The sequence below is a fragment of the Pseudomonas sp. GM78 genome (genome assembly GCF_000282475.1).
In the GTDB taxonomy this organism is placed as follows: Bacteria; Pseudomonadota; Gammaproteobacteria; order Pseudomonadales; family Pseudomonadaceae; genus Aquipseudomonas.
On record NZ_AKJF01000123.1, the window covers coordinates 43,476 to 63,455 of the forward strand.

A 19,980-nucleotide genomic window follows, 5' to 3' on the forward strand; every position below is an offset into this window, starting at 1 on the left:
GTCAGTGTGTGAGAGTTCGATGATGCGTTTTCGCTGCCTGTGGGTTATCGGCTGTTTATGGTTGCCCTTGATGGGCTGGGCGGCGGTCGCGCCACCGGCGCATGTCGCGCCCTTGTCGGCAGGCCAGCAACAGTGGTTGGCGCAGCAGGGCGATCTGCGGGTGGGGTTGGTGTTACAAGCGCCCTACGCCCAGTACGACCGCCGCTTGCAGCGCTTGTCCGGGGTCAATGTCGAGCTGATGAAGTGGCTGGCCAGTTCGCTCAAGGTCGAACTGAGCTGGCGCAACTTTCCCGATCTCGAACAATTGGAAGCGGCCGCGCGCGCCGGCGAAATCGATCTCGCCCCAGGGTTGACCCAGACTCCTGGCGGCCTGCGCCTCTGGCAGTTTTCCGATCCGTACATGCGGGTGCCGCAACTGGTGGTCAGCGACCAGAAAAGCACCGGTGCGGTGGAGCTGGAAAAACTCGATAGCCAAACCCGCGTCGCCGTGCGCATGCCCAGTGCTACCGCAGACTACTTGCGCGGCAACTATCCGCATTTGAACCTGCAGGGTGTACCGGTCGAGCGTCAGGCGTTGCAACTGCTGCTGAGCCAGCAAGCCGCCTTTGCTGTGGTCGACGAGGCGCAATTGGGGCGCTTGTCCGTCGAACCTGAGTTCTCCGGGCTGGTGGTGGTCGGTGATATCGGCTTGCCACAGCTGCTGCGGGTGGCTACACGGCGCGACCTGCCGGAGTTGGCCGGTATTGTCGAAAGCGCGCTACGGGCGATCCCGGCCAAGGACCTGGAGGCGCTGCACAACCAGTGGCTGCAACCCAAGTACCCACGGCTCAGCGAATCCCCGGGGTTCTGGCAAAACCTCTGTCTGCTGTTGTTGGTGCTGGCGCTCAGCGCTATGGCCATCGTGTTCTGGCAACGGCGTCAGCAGCACAGCCTGGAGCAACGACTGGCGGCGGCGCAGGCAGACATTGCCTTGCGCGCCGCCAGCGAAGAGGCCCTGAGACTCACGCAGTTTTCCATCGACCAGAGCACTGTCGGCATTCTCTGGGTGAATTGGGACAGCCACGTGCGCTACGCCAACCGCGCCGCCGAAACCATGCTGGGCTATCCGCCCGGTGGGATTATCGACCGGCCGTTGATCGAGTTCGAGCCCGACCTGCACATGGATCGCTGGTTGAACCTGTGGAAGCGCGCCAGGGCCAGCGACGACGCTCCGCAAAGTTTCGAAACCAATTGCCGGCGGGCCGATGGCAGCATCCTGCCGACTGATGTCTCCTTGAGCTTCCTGCGCTTTCGCGAGGGCGAGTACCTGGTGGTCTACCTGACCGATGTCACTGAGCGTCGCCGCGCCTTGGCGGCGTTGCAGGAAAGTGAAGCACGCTTGCAAGGGATCGCGGCGAATGTGCCGGGCCTGGTCTTTCGCCTGGAGCGGGCGCCGGTGACAGGCCAGATCGACTTTGCCTACATCAGTGAAGGCAGCGAGAGTCTGGTGGGTTACTCGCCAGCCACCCTGGCCCATCGTGACAAAGGCCTGCGCAGCCTGGTGCATCCGGACGACAAGGCCAGCTATCACCAGACCCAGGACCATGCACTGGACACTGACAGCGACTGGTCCTGGCAAGGGAGGATTCTCACGCGTCAGGGCGAACAACGCTGGGCGGAAATCAAGGCGATCACCCGTCGACTCGACGGCGGTGCCTACGTCTGGGATGGCATTGTCTGGGACATCAGCGAGAGCAAGCGCATCGAACTGGAACTGGCCAGCTCGCGCGAGCAGTTACGCGAATTGTCCGCGCACCTGGAGAGCGTGCGCGAAGAGGAAAAGGCGCGCATTGCCCGGGAAGTTCACGACGAACTGGGCCAGATGTTGACGGTGCTCAAGCTGGAAACGTCCATGTGCGAGCTGGCGTATGCGCAACTCGATCCCGGATTGAACGAGCGCCTGAACAGCATGAAGCGTTTGATCGCCCAGCTGTTTCAACTGGTACGCGATGTGGCGACGGCGTTGCGACCACCGATTCTCGATGCCGGGATAGCTTCGGCCATCGAATGGCAGGCTCGCCGCTTCGAGGCGCGCTCGCAGATTCCGTGTCTGGTACAGGTGCCGGAAAATTTACCGGTGCTCAGTGATGCCAAGGCCATTGGCCTGTTTCGTATCCTTCAGGAAGCGTTGACCAATGTCATGCGGCACGCCCAGGCGCATACTGTCGAACTGACACTGGCCCTTGAAGGCGACGACCTGTGTCTGACTGTCAGCGATGATGGCGTAGGATTTGTCGCCGCGAGCGGCAGGCCAACATCCTTTGGGGTGGTTGGCATGCGTGAGCGGGTGTTGATCATGGGCGGGCAACTGTCCCTTGAGAGCGAACCGGGTGAGGGCACGACCCTGACTGTGCGAGTACCCCTGGATAAGGAGACGTAAGTGATCCGTGTATTGGTTGCCGAAGACCACACCATCGTTCGCGAAGGCATCAAGCAATTGATCGGCCTGGCCAAGGACTTGCTGGTGGTGGGGGAGGCGAGCAATGGCGAGCAACTGCTCGAGACCTTGCGTCATGTGCCCTGCGAAGTGGTGTTGCTGGATATCTCCATGCCGGGTGTCAACGGCCTTGAGGCGATCCCGCGGATTCGTGCCTTGAACAACCCACCGGTGATCCTGGTGTTGTCGATGCACGACGAGGCGCAGATGGCGGCACGGGCCTTGAAGGTCGGCGCGGCGGGCTATGCCACCAAGGACAGTGATCCGGCGCTGTTGCTGACAGCCATCCGCCGGGTGGCAGCGGGAGGGCGTTACATTGACCCGGACCTGGCCGACCGCATGGTCTTCGAAGTCGGCCTGACCGATTCGCGGCCGTTGCACTCATTGCTCTCGGAGCGTGAGTTTTCCGTGTTCGAGCGCCTGGCCCAGGGCGCCAACGTCAACGAGATCGCCCAGCAACTGGCGTTGAGCAGCAAAACCATCAGCACCCACAAGGCGCGGTTGATGCAGAAACTCAACATCACCTCGCTGGCCGAGCTGGTGAAATACGCGATGGAACATAAGCTCCTCTGAAGAACACCGCCGCACCGCTGGCTCCTACAGGGGGTAAGCGTCGCCATGCCTAATTGCGACATGCCTGAACAACCGTTTTTGCTCGTTCTTGCGCCTTGCAGCTCTGCGCTCACCCCTGCGGTTGCCAAAACGCGCCATCCTTGTAGGGCAATCCCTACCCCCAGCCTTCCATCTGGCTGAGGCGAATCTCTCTTGCCCCCCGATTTGCGCAGGTCCCAGCGTCCACTAGGCTTAGTCCACAGCAGTCATCAACAACAAAGGTGTGGGTATGAGCCAGGTCGATTCAAGCGCAGGGGCCAATGATGTTCTGGTCAGCTTTCGTGGAGTGCAGAAGAGCTACGATGGCGAGAACCTGATCGTCAAGGACCTCAACCTGGACATTCGCAAAGGCGAATTCCTCACCTTGCTCGGGCCGTCCGGCTCCGGCAAGACCACCAGTCTGATGATGCTCGCCGGTTTCGAAACACCGACAGCGGGCGAAATCCTGCTGGCCGGACGCGCCATCAACAATGTGCCGCCGCACAAGCGTGACATCGGCATGGTGTTCCAGAACTACGCGTTGTTCCCGCACATGACAGTCGCCGAGAACCTGGCGTTCCCGCTGACCGTGCGCGGCTTGAACAAGAGCGACGTCAGCGACAAAGTCAAAAAAGTCCTGAGCATGGTGCAGCTCGATGCGTTCGCTCAGCGTTATCCGGCACAACTGTCCGGTGGCCAGCAGCAGCGTGTGGCGCTGGCCCGCGCGTTGGTGTTCGAGCCGCAACTGGTGCTGATGGACGAACCCCTCGGCGCACTGGATAAACAGCTGCGCGAACACATGCAGATGGAAATCAAGCACCTGCACCAGCGTCTGGGCGTGACCGTGGTCTACGTGACCCACGACCAGGGTGAAGCCCTGACGATGTCCGACCGTGTGGCCGTTTTCCATCAAGGCGAAATCCAGCAGATCGCACCGCCGCGCACCCTTTATGAAGAGCCGAAAAATACCTTCGTCGCCAACTTCATTGGCGAAAACAACCGCCTTAATGGTCGTCTGCACAGCCAGACCGGCGATCGTTGCGTGGTCGAACTGGGCCGTGGTGAAAAAGTTGAAGCCCTGGCGGTGAATGTCGGCAAGACCGGCGAACCCGTCACATTGTCGATTCGTCCGGAACGCGTGAGCCTCAATGGCTCCAGCGAGTCCTGCATCAACCGCTTCTCGGGACGGGTAGCGGAATTCATCTATCTGGGCGACCACGTCCGGGTGCGCCTGGAAGTCTGTGGCAAGACCGACTTCTTCGTGAAACAACCGATTGCCGAGCTCGATCCTGCGCTGGCTGTCGGCGACGTGGTTCCGCTTGGCTGGCAGGTCGAACACGTTCGCGCGCTCGATCCAATTCTAGAGGCGAACTGATCGCCCCGGCTTCAACAACACAAACCCTGCACGTGGAGAGAACAATAAATGTTGAGATCCCTGAAATTCACCGCTCTGGCACTGGGCATGATGGGGGCAGCAAGCGCAATGGCGGCTGGCCCGGACCTGACCGTGGTGTCCTTTGGCGGGGCGAACAAGGCGGCGCAGGTCAAAGCCTTCTACGCACCGTGGGAAGCGGCAGGCAACGGCAAGATCGTGGCGGGCGAATACAACGGCGAGATGGCCAAGGTCAAGGCCATGGTCGACACCAAGAGCGTGTCCTGGGATCTGGTAGAAGTCGAATCGCCAGAGCTGTCCCGTGGTTGTGACGAAGACATGTTCGAGCAACTCGACCCGGCCCTGTTCGGCAAGACCGAGGACTACGTCAAAGGTGCCATCCAGCCATGCGGCGTGGGTTTCTTCGTGTGGTCGACCGTGTTGGCCTACAACGCCGATAAGCTGAAAACTGCACCGACCAGCTGGGCGGACTTCTGGGACACCAAGCAATTCCCGGGCAAGCGCGGCCTGCGTAAAGGCGCGAAGTACACCCTGGAGTTCGCACTGATGGCTGACGGCGTTGCGCCCAAAGACGTCTACAAAGTGCTGGCCGGCAAAGACGGTCAGGACCGCGCGTTCAAGAAACTCGACGAACTCAAGCCGAACATCCAGTGGTGGGAAGCGGGCGCACAACCGCCGCAGTACCTTGCCTCCGGTGACGTGGTCATGAGTTCGGCCTACAACGGCCGCATCGCCGCGGTGCAGAAAGAAAGCAACCTGAAAGTGGTGTGGAACGGCGGCATCTACGACTTCGACGCATGGGCGATTCCAAAAGGCCTGGATAAAGCACGCGCTGACGCGGCGAAGAAATTCATCGCTTTCTCGGTGCAGCCGCAGCAGCAGAAGACCTACTCGGAAAACATCGCCTACGGCCCGGCCAACACCCAGGCCGTACCGTTGCTGGCCAAGGATGTCCTGAAAGACATGCCGACCACCCCGGAAAACATCGCCAACCAGGTGCAGATCGACGTCAGCTTCTGGGCTGACAACGGCGAGCAACTGGAACAGCGCTTCAATTCCTGGGCTGCGAAGTAACCACCACCCTTGTGGGAGCGGGCTTGCCCGCGATGGCGTCATCACCTTCAACATCCATGTTGACTGATACACCGTCATCGCTGGCAAGCCAGCTCCCACAGGTTGTTCGTATTAGAAAGATCGATTTCCGGAGTACGCCATGGCTATCGCCGTTCCCGTGAACGCGGGCACTGACCCCACCTTGAAGCAGCGGCTCAAGCATGCCGAGCGGGTCAACCGCTGGAAGGCCCAGGCGTTGATCGCGCCGCTGGTGCTGTTCCTGTTGCTGGTGTTCCTGGTGCCAATCGTGGCGCTGCTCTACAAAAGCGTGGGTAACCCGGAAGTGGTCGGCGGCATGCCGCGCACCGTGGCGGCCATTGCCAGCTGGGATGGCCGAGGCCTGCCTGCGGAACCGGTCTACAAAGCGGCCAGCGAAGACCTCGCCGAAGCACGCAAGAATCAGACCCTGGGCGATTTGTCCAAACGCCTGAACATGGAGTTGGCCGGCTATCGCAGCCTGCTGACCAAAACCGCCCGCGCCTTGCCGTTCGCCACTGAACCGGCTTCTTATAAAGAAGCGCTGGAGGGCCTCGACGAGCGCTGGGGCGATCCGGCCTACTGGCAAGCCGTACGCCGCAACACCAGCAGCATTACGCCATACTATCTGCTGGCAGCGGTCGATCACCGCATCGATGATCTCGGCGAAATCGCCCCGGCCACCCCGGATCAGGCGATCTACCTCGACATCTTTGCCCGCACCTTCTGGATGGGCCTGATCATCACCGTGATCTGTCTGGTACTGGCGTATCCCCTGGCTTACCTGCTGGCGAACCTGCCGTCGCGCCAGAGCAACCTGCTGATGATTCTGGTGTTGCTGCCGTTCTGGACCTCGATCCTGGTACGTGTCGCCGCGTGGATCGTCTTGCTGCAATCGGGTGGCTTGATCAACAGCGGCCTGATGGCCTTGGGCATCATCGATAAACCGGTGGAGCTGGTGTTCAACCGCATCGGTGTCTACATATCCATGGTGCACATCCTGCTGCCGTTCATGATCCTGCCGATCTACAGCGTGATGAAAGGCATCTCGCCGACCTACATGCGTGCGGCGATTTCCCTGGGTTGCCACCCATTCGCCAGCTTCTGGCGGGTGTACTTCCCGCAAACCTATGCCGGTGTCGGCGCCGGTTGCCTGTTGGTGTTCATCCTCGCCATCGGCTACTACATCACCCCGGCGTTGCTGGGCAGCCCGAACGATCAGATGGTCAGCTACTTCGTCGCCTTCTACACCAACACCAGTATCAACTGGGGCATGGCGACCGCACTCGGCGGCCTGTTGCTTCTGGCGACCGTGGTGCTTTATCTGATTTACAGCTGGCTGGTGGGCGCGAGCCGCCTGCGCCTGAGCTAAGGGGAGAATGAAATGCTGAGTCCTTATATGTCGCCCATCGAGCGGGTGTGGTTCTACAGCTTGCGGATTCTCTGCGGCTTGATTCTGTTGTTTCTGATCCTGCCGGTGCTGGTGATCATTCCGTTGTCGTTCAACTCCGGCAGTTTCCTGGTGTACCCGCTGCAAGGTTTCTCGCTGCAGTGGTACCACGACTTTTTCGCCTCGGCGGAATGGATGCGCGCCCTGAAGAACAGCATCATCGTCGCCCCGGCCGCTACGGTGCTGGCCATGGTGTTCGGCACGCTGGCGGCCATCGGCCTGACCCGTGGCGACTTCCCCGGCAAACCCCTGGTGATGGCGCTGGTCATTTCGCCGATGGTGGTGCCGGTGGTGATCATCGGTGTGGCCAGCTATCTGTTCTTTGCGCCGTTGGGCCTGGGCAATAGCTTCTTCTCGTTGATCGTGGTGCATGCGGTGCTGGGCGTTCCGTTCGTGATCATCACCGTGTCGGCGACATTGCAGGGGTTCAACCAGAACCTGGTGCGCGCCGCGGCCAGCCTCGGTGCTTCGCCGCTGACGGCGTTCCGTCGGGTGACCTTGCCGTTGATCGCACCCGGGGTGATTTCCGGTGCACTGTTCGCCTTCGCCACGTCGTTTGATGAGGTGGTGGTGACGCTGTTCCTCGCCGGCCCCGAGCAAGCGACCTTGCCACGGCAGATGTTCAGCGGCATCCGCGAAAACCTCAGCCCGACCATCGCCGCCGCCGCGACGCTGCTGATCGCCTTCTCGGTGATCCTGTTGCTGACCCTGGAATGGCTGCGTGGGCGTAGCGAGAAACTGCGTACCGCCCAGGTCTGATCTACGGTTAACGATCGTTCCCACGCTCTGCGTGGGAACGATCGGCGCAGAGCACGCGGGTCATTCACCACCTGAATGCCAGCCAACCCCCAATCCCCAGCTACTCTAGTGCCCAGCTCCCACATCTATAAGAGGCTGCGCACATGAGTCTTTCCTCCTTCAAAATCGCTCACAAATTGATCACCGGTGCAGGGGCCATCGAGCAGCTATCGGCGGAATTGACGCGCCTGGACATCGACAATCCGCTGATCGTCACCGACGCCGTGCTGGTCAAGTCCGGCACGGTAGAGCTGGCGCTGGCCCAGCTTGGCGGGCGCACGTACGAGATCTTCGACCGGGTGCTGCCGGACCCGGAAATCGCCATCGTCGAAGACTGCATGCGGGTTTATCGCGACGGTGGGCATGACGGTTTGATCGGCCTGGGTGGCGGCAGTGCCATCGACATCGCCAAAAGCGTGGCGGCCTACGCCGGATACCACGGCGCACTCGAAGATTTGTTCGGGGTCGACCAGGTGCCGCGCAAGGGCCCGCCGCTGATCGCCATCCCGACCACGGCCGGCACCGGCTCGGAAGTCACCAACGTGGCGATCCTTTCCGACAAGGTCGCGCAATTGAAGAAAGGCATCGTCAGCGACTACTTGTTGCCGGACGTCGCATTGGTAAGCCCGCAGATGACTCTGACCTGTCCGCGCGGTGTCACGGCGGCCAGCGGCGTCGATGCACTGGTGCACGCCATCGAATCCTACCTGTCGGTCAATGCCTCACCGATTACCGATGCCCTGGCCATCGGCGCAATTAAACTGATAGCAAAGGCGCTGCCCAAGGCTTACGCCAACCCGTCCAACCTGCAGGCCCGTGAAGACATGGCCACCGCCAGCCTGATGGCCGGCATGGCGTTCGGCAATGCAGGGGTGGGTGCGGTGCATGCGCTGGCGTATCCGCTGGGTGGGCGCTTCAACATTGCCCATGGCGTGAGCAATGCCTTGCTGCTGCCCCATGTCATGACCTGGAACAAGATGGCCTGCGTTGAACGCATGCAGGATATCGCCGAAGCCATGGGGGTGAAGACCGCTCATCTGAGCGCCAATGAAGCGGCCGACAAAGCCGTGGAGGCCATGACCGCGTTGTGCGCGGCGGTGGAAATCCCCCAAGGACTGCGCAGTTTCGAGGTGCCCGAGGATGCCCTTGCGGCGATGGCCGTGGAGGCGGCGGGGATCGAGCGCCTGATGCGCAACAATCCGCGCCGGCTGAGTGCTGTCGATATCGAGAAAATCTACCGGGCGGCCTACTGATCATCGCGCTTTCGGTGCGCCGGCCAAAGGAGGCGGTATACAATGCGCGCCATCGTGATTCTGCTCAGAAAAGGTGCGTCATGCAGCCCTTCGTAATTGCTCCGTCGATTCTTTCCGCCGACTTCGCCCGCTTGGGCGAAGAAGTGGACAACGTCCTGGCTGCCGGTGCCGACTTCGTGCACTTCGATGTCATGGACAACCACTACGTGCCGAACCTGACCATCGGTCCGATGGTCTGCTCGGCGCTACGCAAGTACGGCGTGACCGCGCCGATCGACGCGCACCTGATGGTCAGCCCGGTGGACCGCATCGTCGGTGACTTCATCGAAGCCGGCGCGACCTACATCACCTTCCACCCGGAAGCTACCCAGCACGTCGACCGTTCCTTGCAACTGATCCGCGAGGGCGGCTGCAAGTCGGGCCTGGTGTTCAACCCGGCAACGCCGCTGGACGTGCTCAAGTACGTGATGGACAAGGTCGATATGATCCTGCTGATGAGCGTCAACCCGGGTTTCGGTGGGCAGAAGTTCATCCCTGGCACCCTCGACAAGCTGCGTGAGGCGCGGGCGCTGATCGACGCGTCGGGTCGTGACATTCGCCTGGAAATCGACGGCGGCGTCAACGTGAACAACATTCGTGAAATCGCTGCGGCGGGTGCCGACACCTTCGTTGCCGGTTCGGCGATCTTCAATGCACCGAACTACCAGGAAGTGATTGAAAAAATGCGTTCCGAACTGGCGCTGGCTCGCCCATGAGTGGCTTTGAGCAGCTGTTCCCGGGGCGCCTGCCACGGCTGGTGATGTTCGATCTGGATGGCACCTTGGTCGACTCGGTCCCGGACCTGGCGGTGGCTGTGGACAAGATGCTGCTCAAGCTCGGTCGCGCACCGGCAGGTATCGAAGCGGTGCGTGAATGGGTGGGTAATGGCGCGCCGGTGCTGGTGCGCCGTGCGCTGGCCGGCGGTATCGACCATTCAACGGTCGATGACGCCGAGGCCGACGGTGCGCTGGAGATTTTCATGCAGGCCTATGCCGATAGCCATGGCTTGACCGTGGTTTACCCCGGCGTGCGCGATACCCTGAAATGGCTGCAAAAGCAGGGCGTCGAGATGGCGCTGATCACTAACAAGCCGGAGCGCTTCGTCGCGCCGCTGCTGGATCAGATGAAGATAGGCCGATATTTCAAGTGGATCATCGGCGGCGACACCCTGCCACAGAAAAAGCCTGACCCGGCTGCGCTGTTTTTCGTGATGAAAATGGCCAATATCCCGGCCTCGCAATCCTTGTTCGTCGGCGACTCGTGCAGCGATGTGCAGGCGGCGAAAGCGGCGGGGGTCAAGTGCGTGGCCTTGAGCTACGGCTATAACCACGGGCGTCCGATCGCCGAAGAATTGCCGGCCCTGGTGATCGACGACCTGCGTAAGCTAATTCCCGGTTGCCTGGATCCGGCCGCTGAGATAACGTTGGCCGACGCTGTTCAACCCCCTTCTGGAAACGCCATCGTGGTGGTCACTCGCAAACTCTGGATGAAAGTCATCAAGGCCCTGGCCCGCTGGCGTTGGCGCGCCTGACTGATCCTGGCCGGTTGTCCGGCGCGTTTGCATACCTGACTGTTTGACCCTCAAGCCACGAGGCACCTCATGATCCGCGAAGAATTCCTGCGTTTGGCCGCTGCCGGCTATAACCGCATCCCGCTTGCCTGCGAAACCCTGGCCGACTTCGACACGCCGCTGTCGATCTACCTGAAACTGGCCAACGAGCCCAACTCCTATTTGCTGGAGTCGGTGCAGGGCGGCGAGAAGTGGGGCCGTTACTCGATCATCGGCCTGCCGTGCCGCACCGTACTGCGTGTGCATGACCATCACGTCAGCGTGACCATCGACGGTGTCGAGACTGAAAGCCACGATGTAGAAGACCCACTGGCCTTCGTCGAAGCCTTCAAGGCCCGTTACAACGTGCCGACCATCGCCGGTCTGCCGCGCTTCAACGGCGGCCTGGTGGGCTATTTCGGTTATGACTGCGTGCGTTATGTGGAAAAGCGTTTGGGCAAGTGCCCGAACCCGGACCCGCTGGGCGTACCGGACATCCTGCTGATGGTGTCCGACGCCGTGGTGGTATTCGACAACCTGGCCGGCAAGATGCACGCCATCGTCCTGGCCGACCCGGCGCAGGAAGACGCCTTCGAGCAAGGTCGCGCGCGCCTGGAAGAGCTGCTGGAAAAACTCCGTCAGCCAATCACCCCACGCCGTGGCCTGGATTTCAGCAAGCAGCAAGCGGCTGACCCGGTGTTCCGCTCCAGTTTCACCCAGAGCGATTACGAAAAAGCCGTCGACACCATCAAGGAATACATCCTGGCCGGTGACTGCATGCAGGTCGTGCCGTCCCAGCGCATGTCGATTGACTTCAAGGCAGCACCCATCGATCTGTACCGGGCGTTGCGTTGCTTCAACCCGACGCCTTACATGTACTTCTTCAACTTCGGCGACTTCCACGTCGTCGGCAGTTCGCCGGAAGTGCTGGTGCGGGTCGAAGACAACCTGATCACCGTGCGCCCGATCGCCGGCACCCGTCCACGCGGGGCTAACGAAGAGGCCGACCTGGAGCTGGAAAAAGACCTGCTGTCGGACGACAAGGAAATCGCCGAGCACCTGATGCTGATCGACCTCGGTCGCAACGACACCGGTCGCGTATCGGAGATCGGTTCGGTGAAGCTCACCGAGAAAATGGTCATTGAGCGTTATTCCAACGTGATGCACATCGTGTCCAACGTCACCGGTCAATTGAAGGCCGGTCTGACGGCGATGGACGCACTGCGGGCGATCCTGCCAGCGGGCACCTTGTCCGGCGCACCGAAGATCCGCGCGATGGAAATCATCGACGAACTGGAACCGGTCAAGCGCGGTGTCTACGGCGGCGCCGTCGGCTACTTTGCCTGGAACGGCAACATGGACACCGCCATTGCGATCCGTACGGCGGTGATCAAGAACGGCGAACTGCATGTGCAGGCCGGTGGCGGCATCGTCGCCGACTCGGTGCCGGCGCTGGAGTGGGAAGAAACCCTGAACAAGCGCCGCGCGATGTTCCGTGCGGTGGCCCTGGCTGAACAAACCCCGAACGCCTGATCCAAAATAAACGCGGTGCCTGAGAAGGCACCGCGTTTTTTTGTACCTGCGGTTTACCGAGGATCAGAAGTCCAGCGCGACCCCAACGCTAATCCACTGCTGGGTAAAGTCATCGTCCTTGCGCAAGGTGTACCCGCCACGCAATGCAAGATCGGCCGTCAAGTTGTGGCTGACTCCCAGGCTCACGCGATTCAAATGGCTCTGTGGTGTATAGCCATCCAGCGTGAAGCCGAGGGTCGGCAAGCTATTGAGGGCGATGTTCACCTTCTGCACGTCATCTTCATACTCTCGCTCGTAGGCGTATTCGCCAAACACCTGGGTCTGCGAAGTGATCTGGTACTTACCCTGAAGCCCGGCGCCGAGACGTTTCGAATCGCGTTTTTGGTCGTCAAAGGTCAGCGCCGTGGAGCGACTGGTATTTTCCGAGTAACCGTCGACTTCCACTTTGGCGTAATCGGCGCTGATGAACGGCGACAGGTGCCACTCACTGCCCGGCTGCGCAATGTCGTAGCCCAGGCGCGTGCTGAAGGCCCAGAGATAGCCGTCGGTGTCGCCTTTCTCCGCACCTTCACCCGCGCCTAGATCGAATTTGCGTTTGAGATCGTCGTAATCCAGCTTGCCGCCGGTCAAGGCGGCATCGGCCCACCAACGGTTCTGCTGGAACTGGGCGAATGCCGTGGCCAGGTAGCTGTTGAGCTTGTAGTCAGAATCGTTGTTGCCCGCCTCCAGATCCTGACGATAGAAGCCTGCCGCCACACCCACGCGCCAGGCTTCATTGAGGCGATAGCTGCCGCCGATGTTCAAGCTGTAGCCGTTGCCATCGGCATCGGCACCACTGCTTTGGTGGTCCACATCGAGATGCTGGCCACCCCCGGCCACAATGGCCCGCCATTGGCCGACCGCCTGCCAGCTCTCCCAGTCGGATTGCCATTGGCTGCGCAGCTCATCCTGATGCGCGCGTAGCGTGGCGTGGGCCATTTCCGGCAGCAGCGTCAGTTCCCAGGGCGCAGCAAGCAAGGAATAGGCGTAGTCGGACACCAGCTTTTGCCCGGCTTCGGTCGGATGAACCCCATCGTTATAGACCAGCTGGCTGGGGGCCGGGGTGGCGCTGTTGATGCCAAAGGTGGCGTTTTCGGTGCATCCGTCACCGCTGAAGCAAGTCGCCGTCAGGTTCTGGCCGGTAGCAAAACCGAATCTTGCTGGGTCGGCGAAGGTTTCCTGCAACAACAGCGGAATGTTCAACGGAATGATTTGGGCATCGATGCCCGCCAACCGAGTGACCAGTTGCCGATTGAAGACCGCGCTCAACTGCGAGGTAGGTCCCTGTAGAGGAGTGCCATTGATGGCAGGTGTCAGGCCCAGGTCAGGCAACAGCCAGACCATGATGTAGCGGGCGCCGGCCGATTGCAGAACCTGAACGCTGTTGGCGAGTCGGTCCGCCGCGGCATTCGCCTGGGCGCCACTTTGCACACGTCCCTGAAGAAAGTCGTTACCGCCGCCAGAGAGGTAATACAGCGCGTTCGGATCGGCGCGGAAATTGTTGGCCGGCAAGTAGCCCGCTCGTGCACGTTCGCCCGTGGCGGATACCGTGGTGATTGAATCGAGGATCTGATCGGTGCGGTAACCGCCGACGGCCCAGTTGTTACCATCGGGCAGACCCTGGGCGGCGCGTGCGGCTGAAGTCGAAGCGGCGGTCTGGTCATCCGAGAAACCAAGCCTGCCCCCAAGCAGCTGGGTTGAGTTGGCGGAATAGACTTCGCCACTGCCGTCCTGATAAGTCGGCCCGGTCCGATTGGTGAAGCGCAGGGTCGAGCCGGGAGGGCCTCCCGTGTCGGTAAACTGCCCCGCATCGTTGAGGCTGTCACCGAAGACGATGAAGCTCGAATAAGGATTGGGCGCCGCGATCGCCTGTGCGCAGGCCATGGCGAGCAAGCAACCGGCAAGCGGTGCAAACAGCGTCTGTCTGATCATGAGCAAGTCCGTTTGTTTATTGTTTTAGTGGGTGAAACGACAGTGCCAAAAAACTATAGAGCCTGATGCCATTCGGCGCGAACCTGGCGAATGTTTCACTCGCTTCGATCGCCCCATATTGCACGCTCTGCCCAGCTAAGTTACTGTGCCAAGACGTATAAATGAGACCTTCCCCGTGTTGATCGTCAGCAAACTTCTGGATCAAGTCATCAAGGCACACGCCCGCTGGCGTTGGCGCGCCTGAATCCTTCTGCCGGCCCGGCCGGATCTTTACCGCTTCGCCTTCTTTACTCGCAAGACATTGCCCTTTGCTTCGCGATTCCAGCGATCGCCAAAGTACAGGACGCTGCGGGTAAATCATTCGAAGGCTGTATCAAGTCAGTGAATTCAAGAGGTTCCTAACGCCATGTTGCTGATGATCGATAACTACGACTCTTTTACCTACAACGTTGTGCAATACCTTGGCGAGCTGGGCTCCCAGGTCAAAGTCGTGCGCAACGATGAACTCACGGTTGCACAGATTGAAGCCCTCAATCCCGAGCGCATCGTCGTTTCTCCAGGTCCTTGCACCCCGACCGAAGCGGGCGTCTCGATTGATGTCATCAAGCACTTCGCCGGCAAACTGCCGATTCTCGGTGTCTGCCTGGGCCATCAGTCCATCGGCCAGGCCTTTGGTGGTGATGTGGTTCGCGCGCGCCAGGTCATGCACGGCAAGACCAGCCCGGTATTCCACGAAGACAAAGGTGTCTTCGAAGGCCTGAACATGCCACTGACGGTCACCCGCTATCATTCATTGATCGTCAAGCGCGAAACCCTGCCGGATTGCCTCGAGCTGACCGCCTGGACCCAATTGGAAGACGGCTCGGTCGACGAAATCATGGGCCTGCGCCACAAGACCCTGAACATCGAAGGCGTGCAGTTCCACCCTGAGTCGATCCTCACCGAACAGGGTCACGAGCTGTTCGCGAACTTCCTCAAACAAACCGGCGGCACGCGCTAAGGACTTATCATGAATATCAAGACAGCCCTGGGCCGGATCGTCGAGCAGCTCGACCTCAGCACCGATGAAATGCGCGACGTAATGCGCGAAATCATGACCGGCCAATGCACCGACGCGCAGATCGGCGCGTTCATGATGGCCATGCGCATGAAGAGCGAAAGCATCGACGAAATCGTCGGTGCCGTGTCGGTCATGCGCGAGCTGGCGGACAAGGTCGAACTCAAGACCCTCGATGGTGTAGTCGATGTGGTCGGCACTGGCGGTGACGGTGCCAACATCTTCAACGTGTCGACCGCGTCGTCCTTCGTGGTCGCGGCGGCCGGTTGCACGGTGGCCAAGCACGGCAACCGCGCGGTCTCGGGTAAAAGCGGCAGTGCCGATTTGCTGGAGGCGGCCGGTATCTACCTGAACCTGACCCCGGTCCAGGTGGCGCGCTGCATCGATAACGTCGGCATCGGTTTCATGTTTGCCCAGACTCATCACAGTGCCATGAAGCACGCCGCCGGCCCGCGCCGGGAGCTCGGTTTGCGCACCTTGTTCAACATGCTCGGCCCGCTTACGAATCCGGCTGGCGTGAAACATCAGGTGGTGGGTGTGTTCACTCAAACACTTTGCCGGCCATTGGCCGAAGTCCTGCAGCGTCTGGGCAGCAAGCACGTGCTGGTGGTGCATTCGAAGGATGGCCTGGACGAGTTCAGCCTGGCGGCACCGACCTTTGTCGCGGAACTGAAAAACGACCAGATCACTGAATATTGGGTCGAGCCGGAAGATCTGGGCATGAAGAGCCAGAGCTTGCATGGCCTGGCGGTGGAAAGCCCGGCGGCGTCCCTGGAGCTGATCCGCGACGCCCTGGGCAAGCGCAAGACCGAAAACGGTCAGAAAGCTGCCGAGATGATCATGCTCAATGCCGGTGCCGCGCTGTATGCGGCCGACCATGCCAGCAGTCTGAAAGAAGGCGTTGCCTTGGCGCACGATGCGCTGCACACCGGCCTCGCTCGGGAGAAACTCGAGGAGCTGGGTGCATTTACCGCGGTATTCAAAGTGGAGAATGAGGGATGAGTGTACCGACGGTTCTGGAAAACATTCTGGCCCGCAAAGTTCAGGAAGTCGCCGAGCGTAGCGCCCGCGTGAGCCTGAGCGAGCTGGAAAGTCTGGCCAAGGCGGCCGATGCACCCCGTGGTTTTGCCAAGGCTTTGCTGGCTCAGGCCAAGCTGAAAGAGCCGGCAGTCATTGCTGAAATCAAGAAAGCTTCGCCGAGCAAAGGCGTGATCCGCGAGAACTTCGTTCCTGCCGACATTGCCAAGAGTTACGAGAAGGGCGGGGCGACCTGTCTTTCCGTGTTGACCGACATCGATTATTTCCAGGGCGCCGATGAGTACCTGCAGCAGGCGCGTGCCGCGTGCAACCTGCCGGTGATCCGCAAGGACTTCATGATCGATCCGTACCAGATCATCGAAGCCCGTGCCTTGGGTGCGGATTGCGTGCTGTTGATCGTCTCCGCCCTTGACGACGTGAAAATGGCCGAACTGGCTGCGGTGGCCAAAAGCGTCAACCTCGATGTGCTGGTGGAAGTGCACGATGGCGATGAGCTGGAGCGGGCCTTGAAAACCCTCGACACCCCGCTGGTTGGCATCAACAACCGCAATCTGCACACCTTCGAAGTCAGCCTGGAAACCACCCTCGACCTGTTGCCACGTATCCCGCGCGATCGTCTGGTGATCACCGAAAGCGGCATCCTCAACCGCGCCGATGTCGAGTTGATGGAAATCAGCGACGTCTACGCGTTCCTGGTTGGCGAGGCGTTCATGCGTGCCGAAAATCCGGGTACTGAACTGCAACGCCTGTTCTTCCCTGAACGCGGCATTCCTGTCAGCGGTTCTACGCTCGACTGATCCGGTCATTGCAGGCAGCCCTTTCCCCTGTGGGAGCGGGCTTGCCCGCGAAGAGGCCATCCAATCCCCCAAAGACGTGAAGTCTGCCGGAGTCGCCCCATGTCGCTGCCCACCTCTCTGACCATCGAAGCTGGCCTGCAGGCCGAACAGGATTTGTTGGCATCGGTCTGTGCCGGTGACGCGGAGTTTGGCCTGCTGTTCTGGCAGCCGAGCGATCGGGCATTGGTCATGCCACGCCGTTTGAATCGCTTGCCGGGGTTCGAACACGCCTGCCAAGTCTCCGCCTCTGCCGGGTGGCCAGTGCTATTGCGTGAGACCGGCGGCGAACCGGTGCCGCAATCCGCCTCGACGATCAACATCGCCCTGGTTTACGCGCCGCCGCGCAGCGAAGGGGATCTGAACCGCATCGAGACCGGCTACCGGCGTCTGTGCGATCCGATCTGCCAGTTGCTGGATGAGCTGGGGGGCACTTCGTCCCTGGGCGAAATCGACGGTGCGTTCTGTGATGGCCGCTTCAACGTCAATCTGGATGGGCGCAAGATGGTCGGTACGGCCCAGCGCTGGCGCCAGAGCCAGGGTGGTCAGCGCCCGGTCGGGCTGGTTCATGGTGCGATGTTGCTGGATAACGAGCGCGAGTCGATGGTCGCAGCGGTCAATCGCTTCAATGAGGCCTGCGGTCTGGAGCAACGGGTGCGCGCTGAAAGCCACATCGCCTTGCATGAGAAGTTCACCGCACCGGATGCGCTGGAACGTCTCGATGAACTCTACCGGCAAATGCTGGTGCAGATGTTCAACAGCTAAGTTTTCGAGCTTAGCGCGTACCGAAGACCACCATGGTCTTGCCTTTGACATCCACCAGGTTGCGCTCTTCCAGATCCTTGAGCACACGTCCGACCATCTCCCGTGAACAGCCGACGATCCGTCCGATTTCCTGACGCGTCACCTTGATCTGCATGCCATCGGGATGGGTCATGGCGTCTGGCTGCTTGCACAGTTCAAGCAGGCAGCGGGCGACGCGACCGGTGACGTCAAAAAACGCCAGGTCACCAACCTTGCGGGTGGTGTTACGCAGGCGTTGTGCGATTTGTCCGCTTAGTACGTAAAGAATGTCCGGGTCCTGCTGCGACAATTCGCGGAATTTCGCGTAGCTGATTTCCGCCACTTCGCATTCGACCTTGGCCCGTACCCAGGCGCTGCGTTCCTGTTCGTGGCCGGCCTGCTCAAACAGACCCAGCTCGCCGAAGAAATCCCCGGCGTTCAGGTAGGCGATGATCATTTCCCGACCGTCATCGTCTTCGATCAGGATGGTGACCGAACCCTTGATGATGAAGAACAGCGTCTCCGAGCGGTCACCGGCACAAATGATGTTGCTCTTGGCCTGATAGCGACGGCGCTGGCAATGCATCAACAGCTTGTCGAGGTTTTTCATCTTGGGGGTGGGGGCAATAGCAACCATGGTTGTATCCCGAAAAGACTGCACGGTGTGTTGGTTTGTTATGAATAGCGGAAATCGTGGCACAGTTGGCCAGGCGCCAGCGAATTGGCGCCAGCTTACCAGACACTTCTTGCAATATTCGAGATTTTACCTACAGCGCCGATGGTTATGTCCTAGGACGCCAATCACTGTCAATCACGGGGCCTGTGCTAAGCTGGCGACCCTTTTTTAGACAGTGGAGTCTTGGCGATGAAGGCACGCATCCAATGGGCTGGCGAAGCCATGTTCCTCGGCGAATCCGGCAGCGGTCATGTCGTGGTCATGGACGGTCCGCCCGATGCCGGCGGCCGTAACCTGGGTGTCCGGCCGATGGAAATGCTCCTGCTGGGTGTAGGCGGTTGCAGCAATTTCGATGTGGTCAGCATCCTCAAGAAGTCCCGTCAGGCGGTCGAGAGCTGCGAGGCGTTCCTTGAAGCCGAGCGCGCGACTGAAGATCCGAAGGTTTTCACCAAGATTCACATGCATTTTGTGGTCAAGGGGCGTGGCCTGAAGGAAGCGCAGGTCAAGCGCGCCATCGAACTGTCCGCTGAAAAGTATTGCTCGGCTTCGATCATGCTGGGTGCGGCAGGTGTAGAGATCACTCACGATTACGAGATCATCGAGCTGGGTTGAGTCGACATGAAAAAAGGCGACTACCTCACGGTAGTCGCCTTTTTTTGTTTCTGGTGCAGCACCCGATGCGGGCGCTCGCCGGCTTGCGAAGACGTCAGATTCGATAAGTGCTCTTGGTCATGACCTTGGCCATCAAGCTCATGCCGAACTTCACCGGTGCCGGAAAGCGGAAACCGCCAGCTTCCAGTGCGCTTTCGGCATGCTGTTCTTCATCGATGCGCATCTGCTCGAGAATCGCCCGGGATTTTTCATCCTCGGCCGGCAATTGCTCCAGGTGTTCATTCAAGTGCTTGCACACCTGATCTTCCGTCGCTGCGACAAAACCCAGGCTGACTTTGTCGCTGATCAGGCCTGCAACAGCACCAATACCGAACGACATGCCATAGAACAGCGGATTGAGAATGCTGGTGTGGCTGCCCAACTGATGGATGCGTTGCTCACACCACGCCAGGTGGTCGACTTCTTCTTCGGCGGCGTGCTCCATCGCGATGCGCACTTGAGGCAGCTTGGCGGTCAGCGCTTGTCCCTGGTACAGCGCCTGTGCGCAGACTTCACCGGTATGGTTGATGCGCATCAGCCCGGCAACGTGGCGGGTGTCTTCATCGCTCAATTTCGCATCGGGCTGCACGATGGCGGGCGACGGACGGTAGGGCTGGCCGCTGAAGGGCAGCAGGGTCCGCATCGCGGCATCGGCTTGCAGCAGAAGGCGGTCAATCGGCGAGTAGTGACGTTGGGTAGTCATGCTGACCTCCGGAGGAATCTCGGCGGCCAGTTTAACCCAATCGGCCGGGGAAGGTTTGCGTTGGGTCATTACGACGCAGGCTTGCCGACGATGGCGA

General features: G+C 60.4%; 18 protein-coding genes. 15 read left to right on the top strand and 3 right to left on the bottom strand.

Going from position 1 to position 19,980, the window contains the following annotated elements:
- The first annotated feature begins 19 nt into the window (after positions 1-19).
- The 10 genes from PMI35_RS12125 to trpE all read left to right on the top strand — a co-directional run bounded on the left by PMI35_RS12125 (position 20) and on the right by trpE (position 12,171).
- The gene (locus tag PMI35_RS12125; RefSeq protein ID WP_008061574.1) at positions 20-2,419 is read left to right on the top strand and encodes a PAS domain-containing sensor histidine kinase; all 2,400 of its coding nucleotides are present in this window, start codon (positions 20-22) and stop codon (positions 2,417-2,419) included.
- Entirely contained in the window at positions 2,420-3,049 is a 630-nt protein-coding gene (locus tag PMI35_RS12120) for a response regulator (RefSeq protein WP_008061576.1), read from the top strand. It abuts the gene before it with no gap.
- 268 nt (positions 3,050-3,317) lie between these two features.
- On the top strand, positions 3,318-4,442 hold the full coding sequence (locus tag PMI35_RS12115; RefSeq protein ID WP_008061578.1) for an ABC transporter ATP-binding protein: 1,125 nt from the start codon (positions 3,318-3,320) through the stop codon (positions 4,440-4,442).
- A 48-nt stretch (positions 4,443-4,490) separates the two neighbouring features.
- Positions 4,491-5,534 (top strand): ABC transporter substrate-binding protein, encoded by a 1,044-nt coding sequence (locus PMI35_RS12110; protein ID WP_008061579.1) that lies wholly within the window; start codon positions 4,491-4,493, stop codon positions 5,532-5,534.
- 139 nt (positions 5,535-5,673) lie between these two features.
- Positions 5,674-6,921, top strand: a complete 1,248-nt coding sequence (locus PMI35_RS12105; protein ID WP_008061580.1) for an ABC transporter permease — start codon at positions 5,674-5,676, stop codon at positions 6,919-6,921.
- Positions 6,922-6,933: 12 nt separating this feature from the next.
- Positions 6,934-7,758 (top strand): ABC transporter permease, encoded by an 825-nt coding sequence (locus tag PMI35_RS12100; RefSeq protein ID WP_008061581.1) that lies wholly within the window; start codon positions 6,934-6,936, stop codon positions 7,756-7,758.
- Between the two features lie 143 nt (positions 7,759-7,901).
- Positions 7,902-9,050, top strand: a complete 1,149-nt coding sequence (locus PMI35_RS12095; protein ID WP_008061582.1) for an iron-containing alcohol dehydrogenase — start codon at positions 7,902-7,904, stop codon at positions 9,048-9,050.
- 80 nt (positions 9,051-9,130) lie between these two features.
- Entirely contained in the window at positions 9,131-9,805 is a 675-nt protein-coding gene (rpe, locus tag PMI35_RS12090; protein ID WP_008061583.1) for a ribulose-phosphate 3-epimerase, read from the top strand.
- Entirely contained in the window at positions 9,802-10,620 is an 819-nt protein-coding gene (locus PMI35_RS12085; protein ID WP_008061586.1) for a phosphoglycolate phosphatase, read from the top strand. The genes rpe and PMI35_RS12085 overlap by 4 nt, the downstream gene beginning before the upstream one ends.
- A gap of 69 nt (positions 10,621-10,689) precedes the next feature.
- Positions 10,690-12,171, top strand: coding sequence for an anthranilate synthase component I (gene trpE, locus PMI35_RS12080; protein WP_008061588.1), 1,482 nt, complete (start codon positions 10,690-10,692; stop codon positions 12,169-12,171).
- Positions 12,172-12,234: 63 nt separating this feature from the next.
- On the opposite strand, the gene estP is transcribed toward trpE, so the two are convergent.
- The gene (estP, locus tag PMI35_RS12075; RefSeq protein WP_008061590.1) at positions 12,235-14,142 is read right to left on the bottom strand and encodes an esterase EstP; all 1,908 of its coding nucleotides are present in this window, start codon (positions 14,140-14,142) and stop codon (positions 12,235-12,237) included.
- A gap of 406 nt (positions 14,143-14,548) precedes the next feature.
- Between estP and PMI35_RS12070 the strand changes: the two genes are divergently transcribed.
- The 4 genes from PMI35_RS12070 to PMI35_RS12055 all read left to right on the top strand — a co-directional run bounded on the left by PMI35_RS12070 (position 14,549) and on the right by PMI35_RS12055 (position 17,835).
- On the top strand, positions 14,549-15,142 hold the full coding sequence (locus PMI35_RS12070) for an aminodeoxychorismate/anthranilate synthase component II (RefSeq protein WP_008061592.1): 594 nt from the start codon (positions 14,549-14,551) through the stop codon (positions 15,140-15,142).
- 9 nt (positions 15,143-15,151) lie between these two features.
- The gene (gene trpD / locus PMI35_RS12065; RefSeq protein ID WP_008061594.1) at positions 15,152-16,201 is read left to right on the top strand and encodes an anthranilate phosphoribosyltransferase; all 1,050 of its coding nucleotides are present in this window, start codon (positions 15,152-15,154) and stop codon (positions 16,199-16,201) included.
- The gene (gene trpC / locus PMI35_RS12060) at positions 16,198-17,034 is read left to right on the top strand and encodes an indole-3-glycerol phosphate synthase TrpC (RefSeq protein WP_008061595.1); all 837 of its coding nucleotides are present in this window, start codon (positions 16,198-16,200) and stop codon (positions 17,032-17,034) included. The genes trpD and trpC overlap by 4 nt, the downstream gene beginning before the upstream one ends.
- A 99-nt stretch (positions 17,035-17,133) precedes the next feature.
- Complete coding sequence (locus tag PMI35_RS12055; RefSeq protein WP_008061597.1) at positions 17,134-17,835, top strand: lipoate--protein ligase family protein; 702 nt, start codon at positions 17,134-17,136, stop codon at positions 17,833-17,835.
- Between the two features lie 10 nt (positions 17,836-17,845).
- Here the strand turns inward: PMI35_RS12055 and crp are convergent, their stop codons facing one another.
- Positions 17,846-18,490 (bottom strand): cAMP-activated global transcriptional regulator CRP, encoded by a 645-nt coding sequence (gene crp / locus PMI35_RS12050; RefSeq protein WP_008061599.1) that lies wholly within the window; start codon positions 18,488-18,490, stop codon positions 17,846-17,848.
- Positions 18,491-18,718: 228 nt separating this feature from the next.
- On the opposite strand from crp, the gene PMI35_RS12045 reads away from it, so the two are divergent.
- The gene (locus tag PMI35_RS12045; RefSeq protein WP_008061600.1) at positions 18,719-19,141 is read left to right on the top strand and encodes an OsmC family protein; all 423 of its coding nucleotides are present in this window, start codon (positions 18,719-18,721) and stop codon (positions 19,139-19,141) included.
- Positions 19,142-19,235: 94 nt separating this feature from the next.
- Here the strand turns inward: PMI35_RS12045 and coq7 are convergent, their stop codons facing one another.
- The gene (gene coq7, locus PMI35_RS12040) at positions 19,236-19,883 is read right to left on the bottom strand and encodes a 2-polyprenyl-3-methyl-6-methoxy-1,4-benzoquinone monooxygenase (RefSeq protein WP_008061601.1); all 648 of its coding nucleotides are present in this window, start codon (positions 19,881-19,883) and stop codon (positions 19,236-19,238) included.
- Between the last annotated feature and the right edge of the window lie 97 nt (positions 19,884-19,980).

What these genes read in the sequence shown, in the direction of transcription:
- estP (WP_008061590.1), bottom strand. Translation starts at nt 14,142, where the DNA reads ATGATCAGACAGACGCTGTTTGCACCGCTTGCCGGTTGCTTGCTCGCC.
- PMI35_RS12110 (WP_008061579.1), top strand. Translation starts at nt 4,491, where the DNA reads ATGTTGAGATCCCTGAAATTCACCGCTCTGGCACTGGGCATGATGGGG.
- rpe (WP_008061583.1), top strand. Translation starts at nt 9,131, where the DNA reads ATGCAGCCCTTCGTAATTGCTCCGTCGATTCTTTCCGCCGACTTCGCC.
- PMI35_RS12115 (WP_008061578.1), top strand. Translation starts at nt 3,318, where the DNA reads ATGAGCCAGGTCGATTCAAGCGCAGGGGCCAATGATGTTCTGGTCAGC.
- trpE (WP_008061588.1), top strand. Translation starts at nt 10,690, where the DNA reads ATGATCCGCGAAGAATTCCTGCGTTTGGCCGCTGCCGGCTATAACCGC.
- PMI35_RS12070 (WP_008061592.1), top strand. Translation starts at nt 14,549, where the DNA reads ATGTTGCTGATGATCGATAACTACGACTCTTTTACCTACAACGTTGTG.
- PMI35_RS12100 (WP_008061581.1), top strand. Translation starts at nt 6,934, where the DNA reads ATGCTGAGTCCTTATATGTCGCCCATCGAGCGGGTGTGGTTCTACAGC.
- PMI35_RS12125 (WP_008061574.1), top strand. Translation starts at nt 20, where the DNA reads ATGATGCGTTTTCGCTGCCTGTGGGTTATCGGCTGTTTATGGTTGCCC.
- coq7 (WP_008061601.1), bottom strand. Translation starts at nt 19,883, where the DNA reads ATGACTACCCAACGTCACTACTCGCCGATTGACCGCCTTCTGCTGCAA.
- PMI35_RS12045 (WP_008061600.1), top strand. Translation starts at nt 18,719, where the DNA reads ATGAAGGCACGCATCCAATGGGCTGGCGAAGCCATGTTCCTCGGCGAA.
- trpC (WP_008061595.1), top strand. Translation starts at nt 16,198, where the DNA reads ATGAGTGTACCGACGGTTCTGGAAAACATTCTGGCCCGCAAAGTTCAG.
- trpD (WP_008061594.1), top strand. Translation starts at nt 15,152, where the DNA reads ATGAATATCAAGACAGCCCTGGGCCGGATCGTCGAGCAGCTCGACCTC.
- crp (WP_008061599.1), bottom strand. Translation starts at nt 18,490, where the DNA reads ATGGTTGCTATTGCCCCCACCCCCAAGATGAAAAACCTCGACAAGCTG.
- PMI35_RS12055 (WP_008061597.1), top strand. Translation starts at nt 17,134, where the DNA reads ATGTCGCTGCCCACCTCTCTGACCATCGAAGCTGGCCTGCAGGCCGAA.
- PMI35_RS12095 (WP_008061582.1), top strand. Translation starts at nt 7,902, where the DNA reads ATGAGTCTTTCCTCCTTCAAAATCGCTCACAAATTGATCACCGGTGCA.
- PMI35_RS12085 (WP_008061586.1), top strand. Translation starts at nt 9,802, where the DNA reads ATGAGTGGCTTTGAGCAGCTGTTCCCGGGGCGCCTGCCACGGCTGGTG.
- PMI35_RS12105 (WP_008061580.1), top strand. Translation starts at nt 5,674, where the DNA reads ATGGCTATCGCCGTTCCCGTGAACGCGGGCACTGACCCCACCTTGAAG.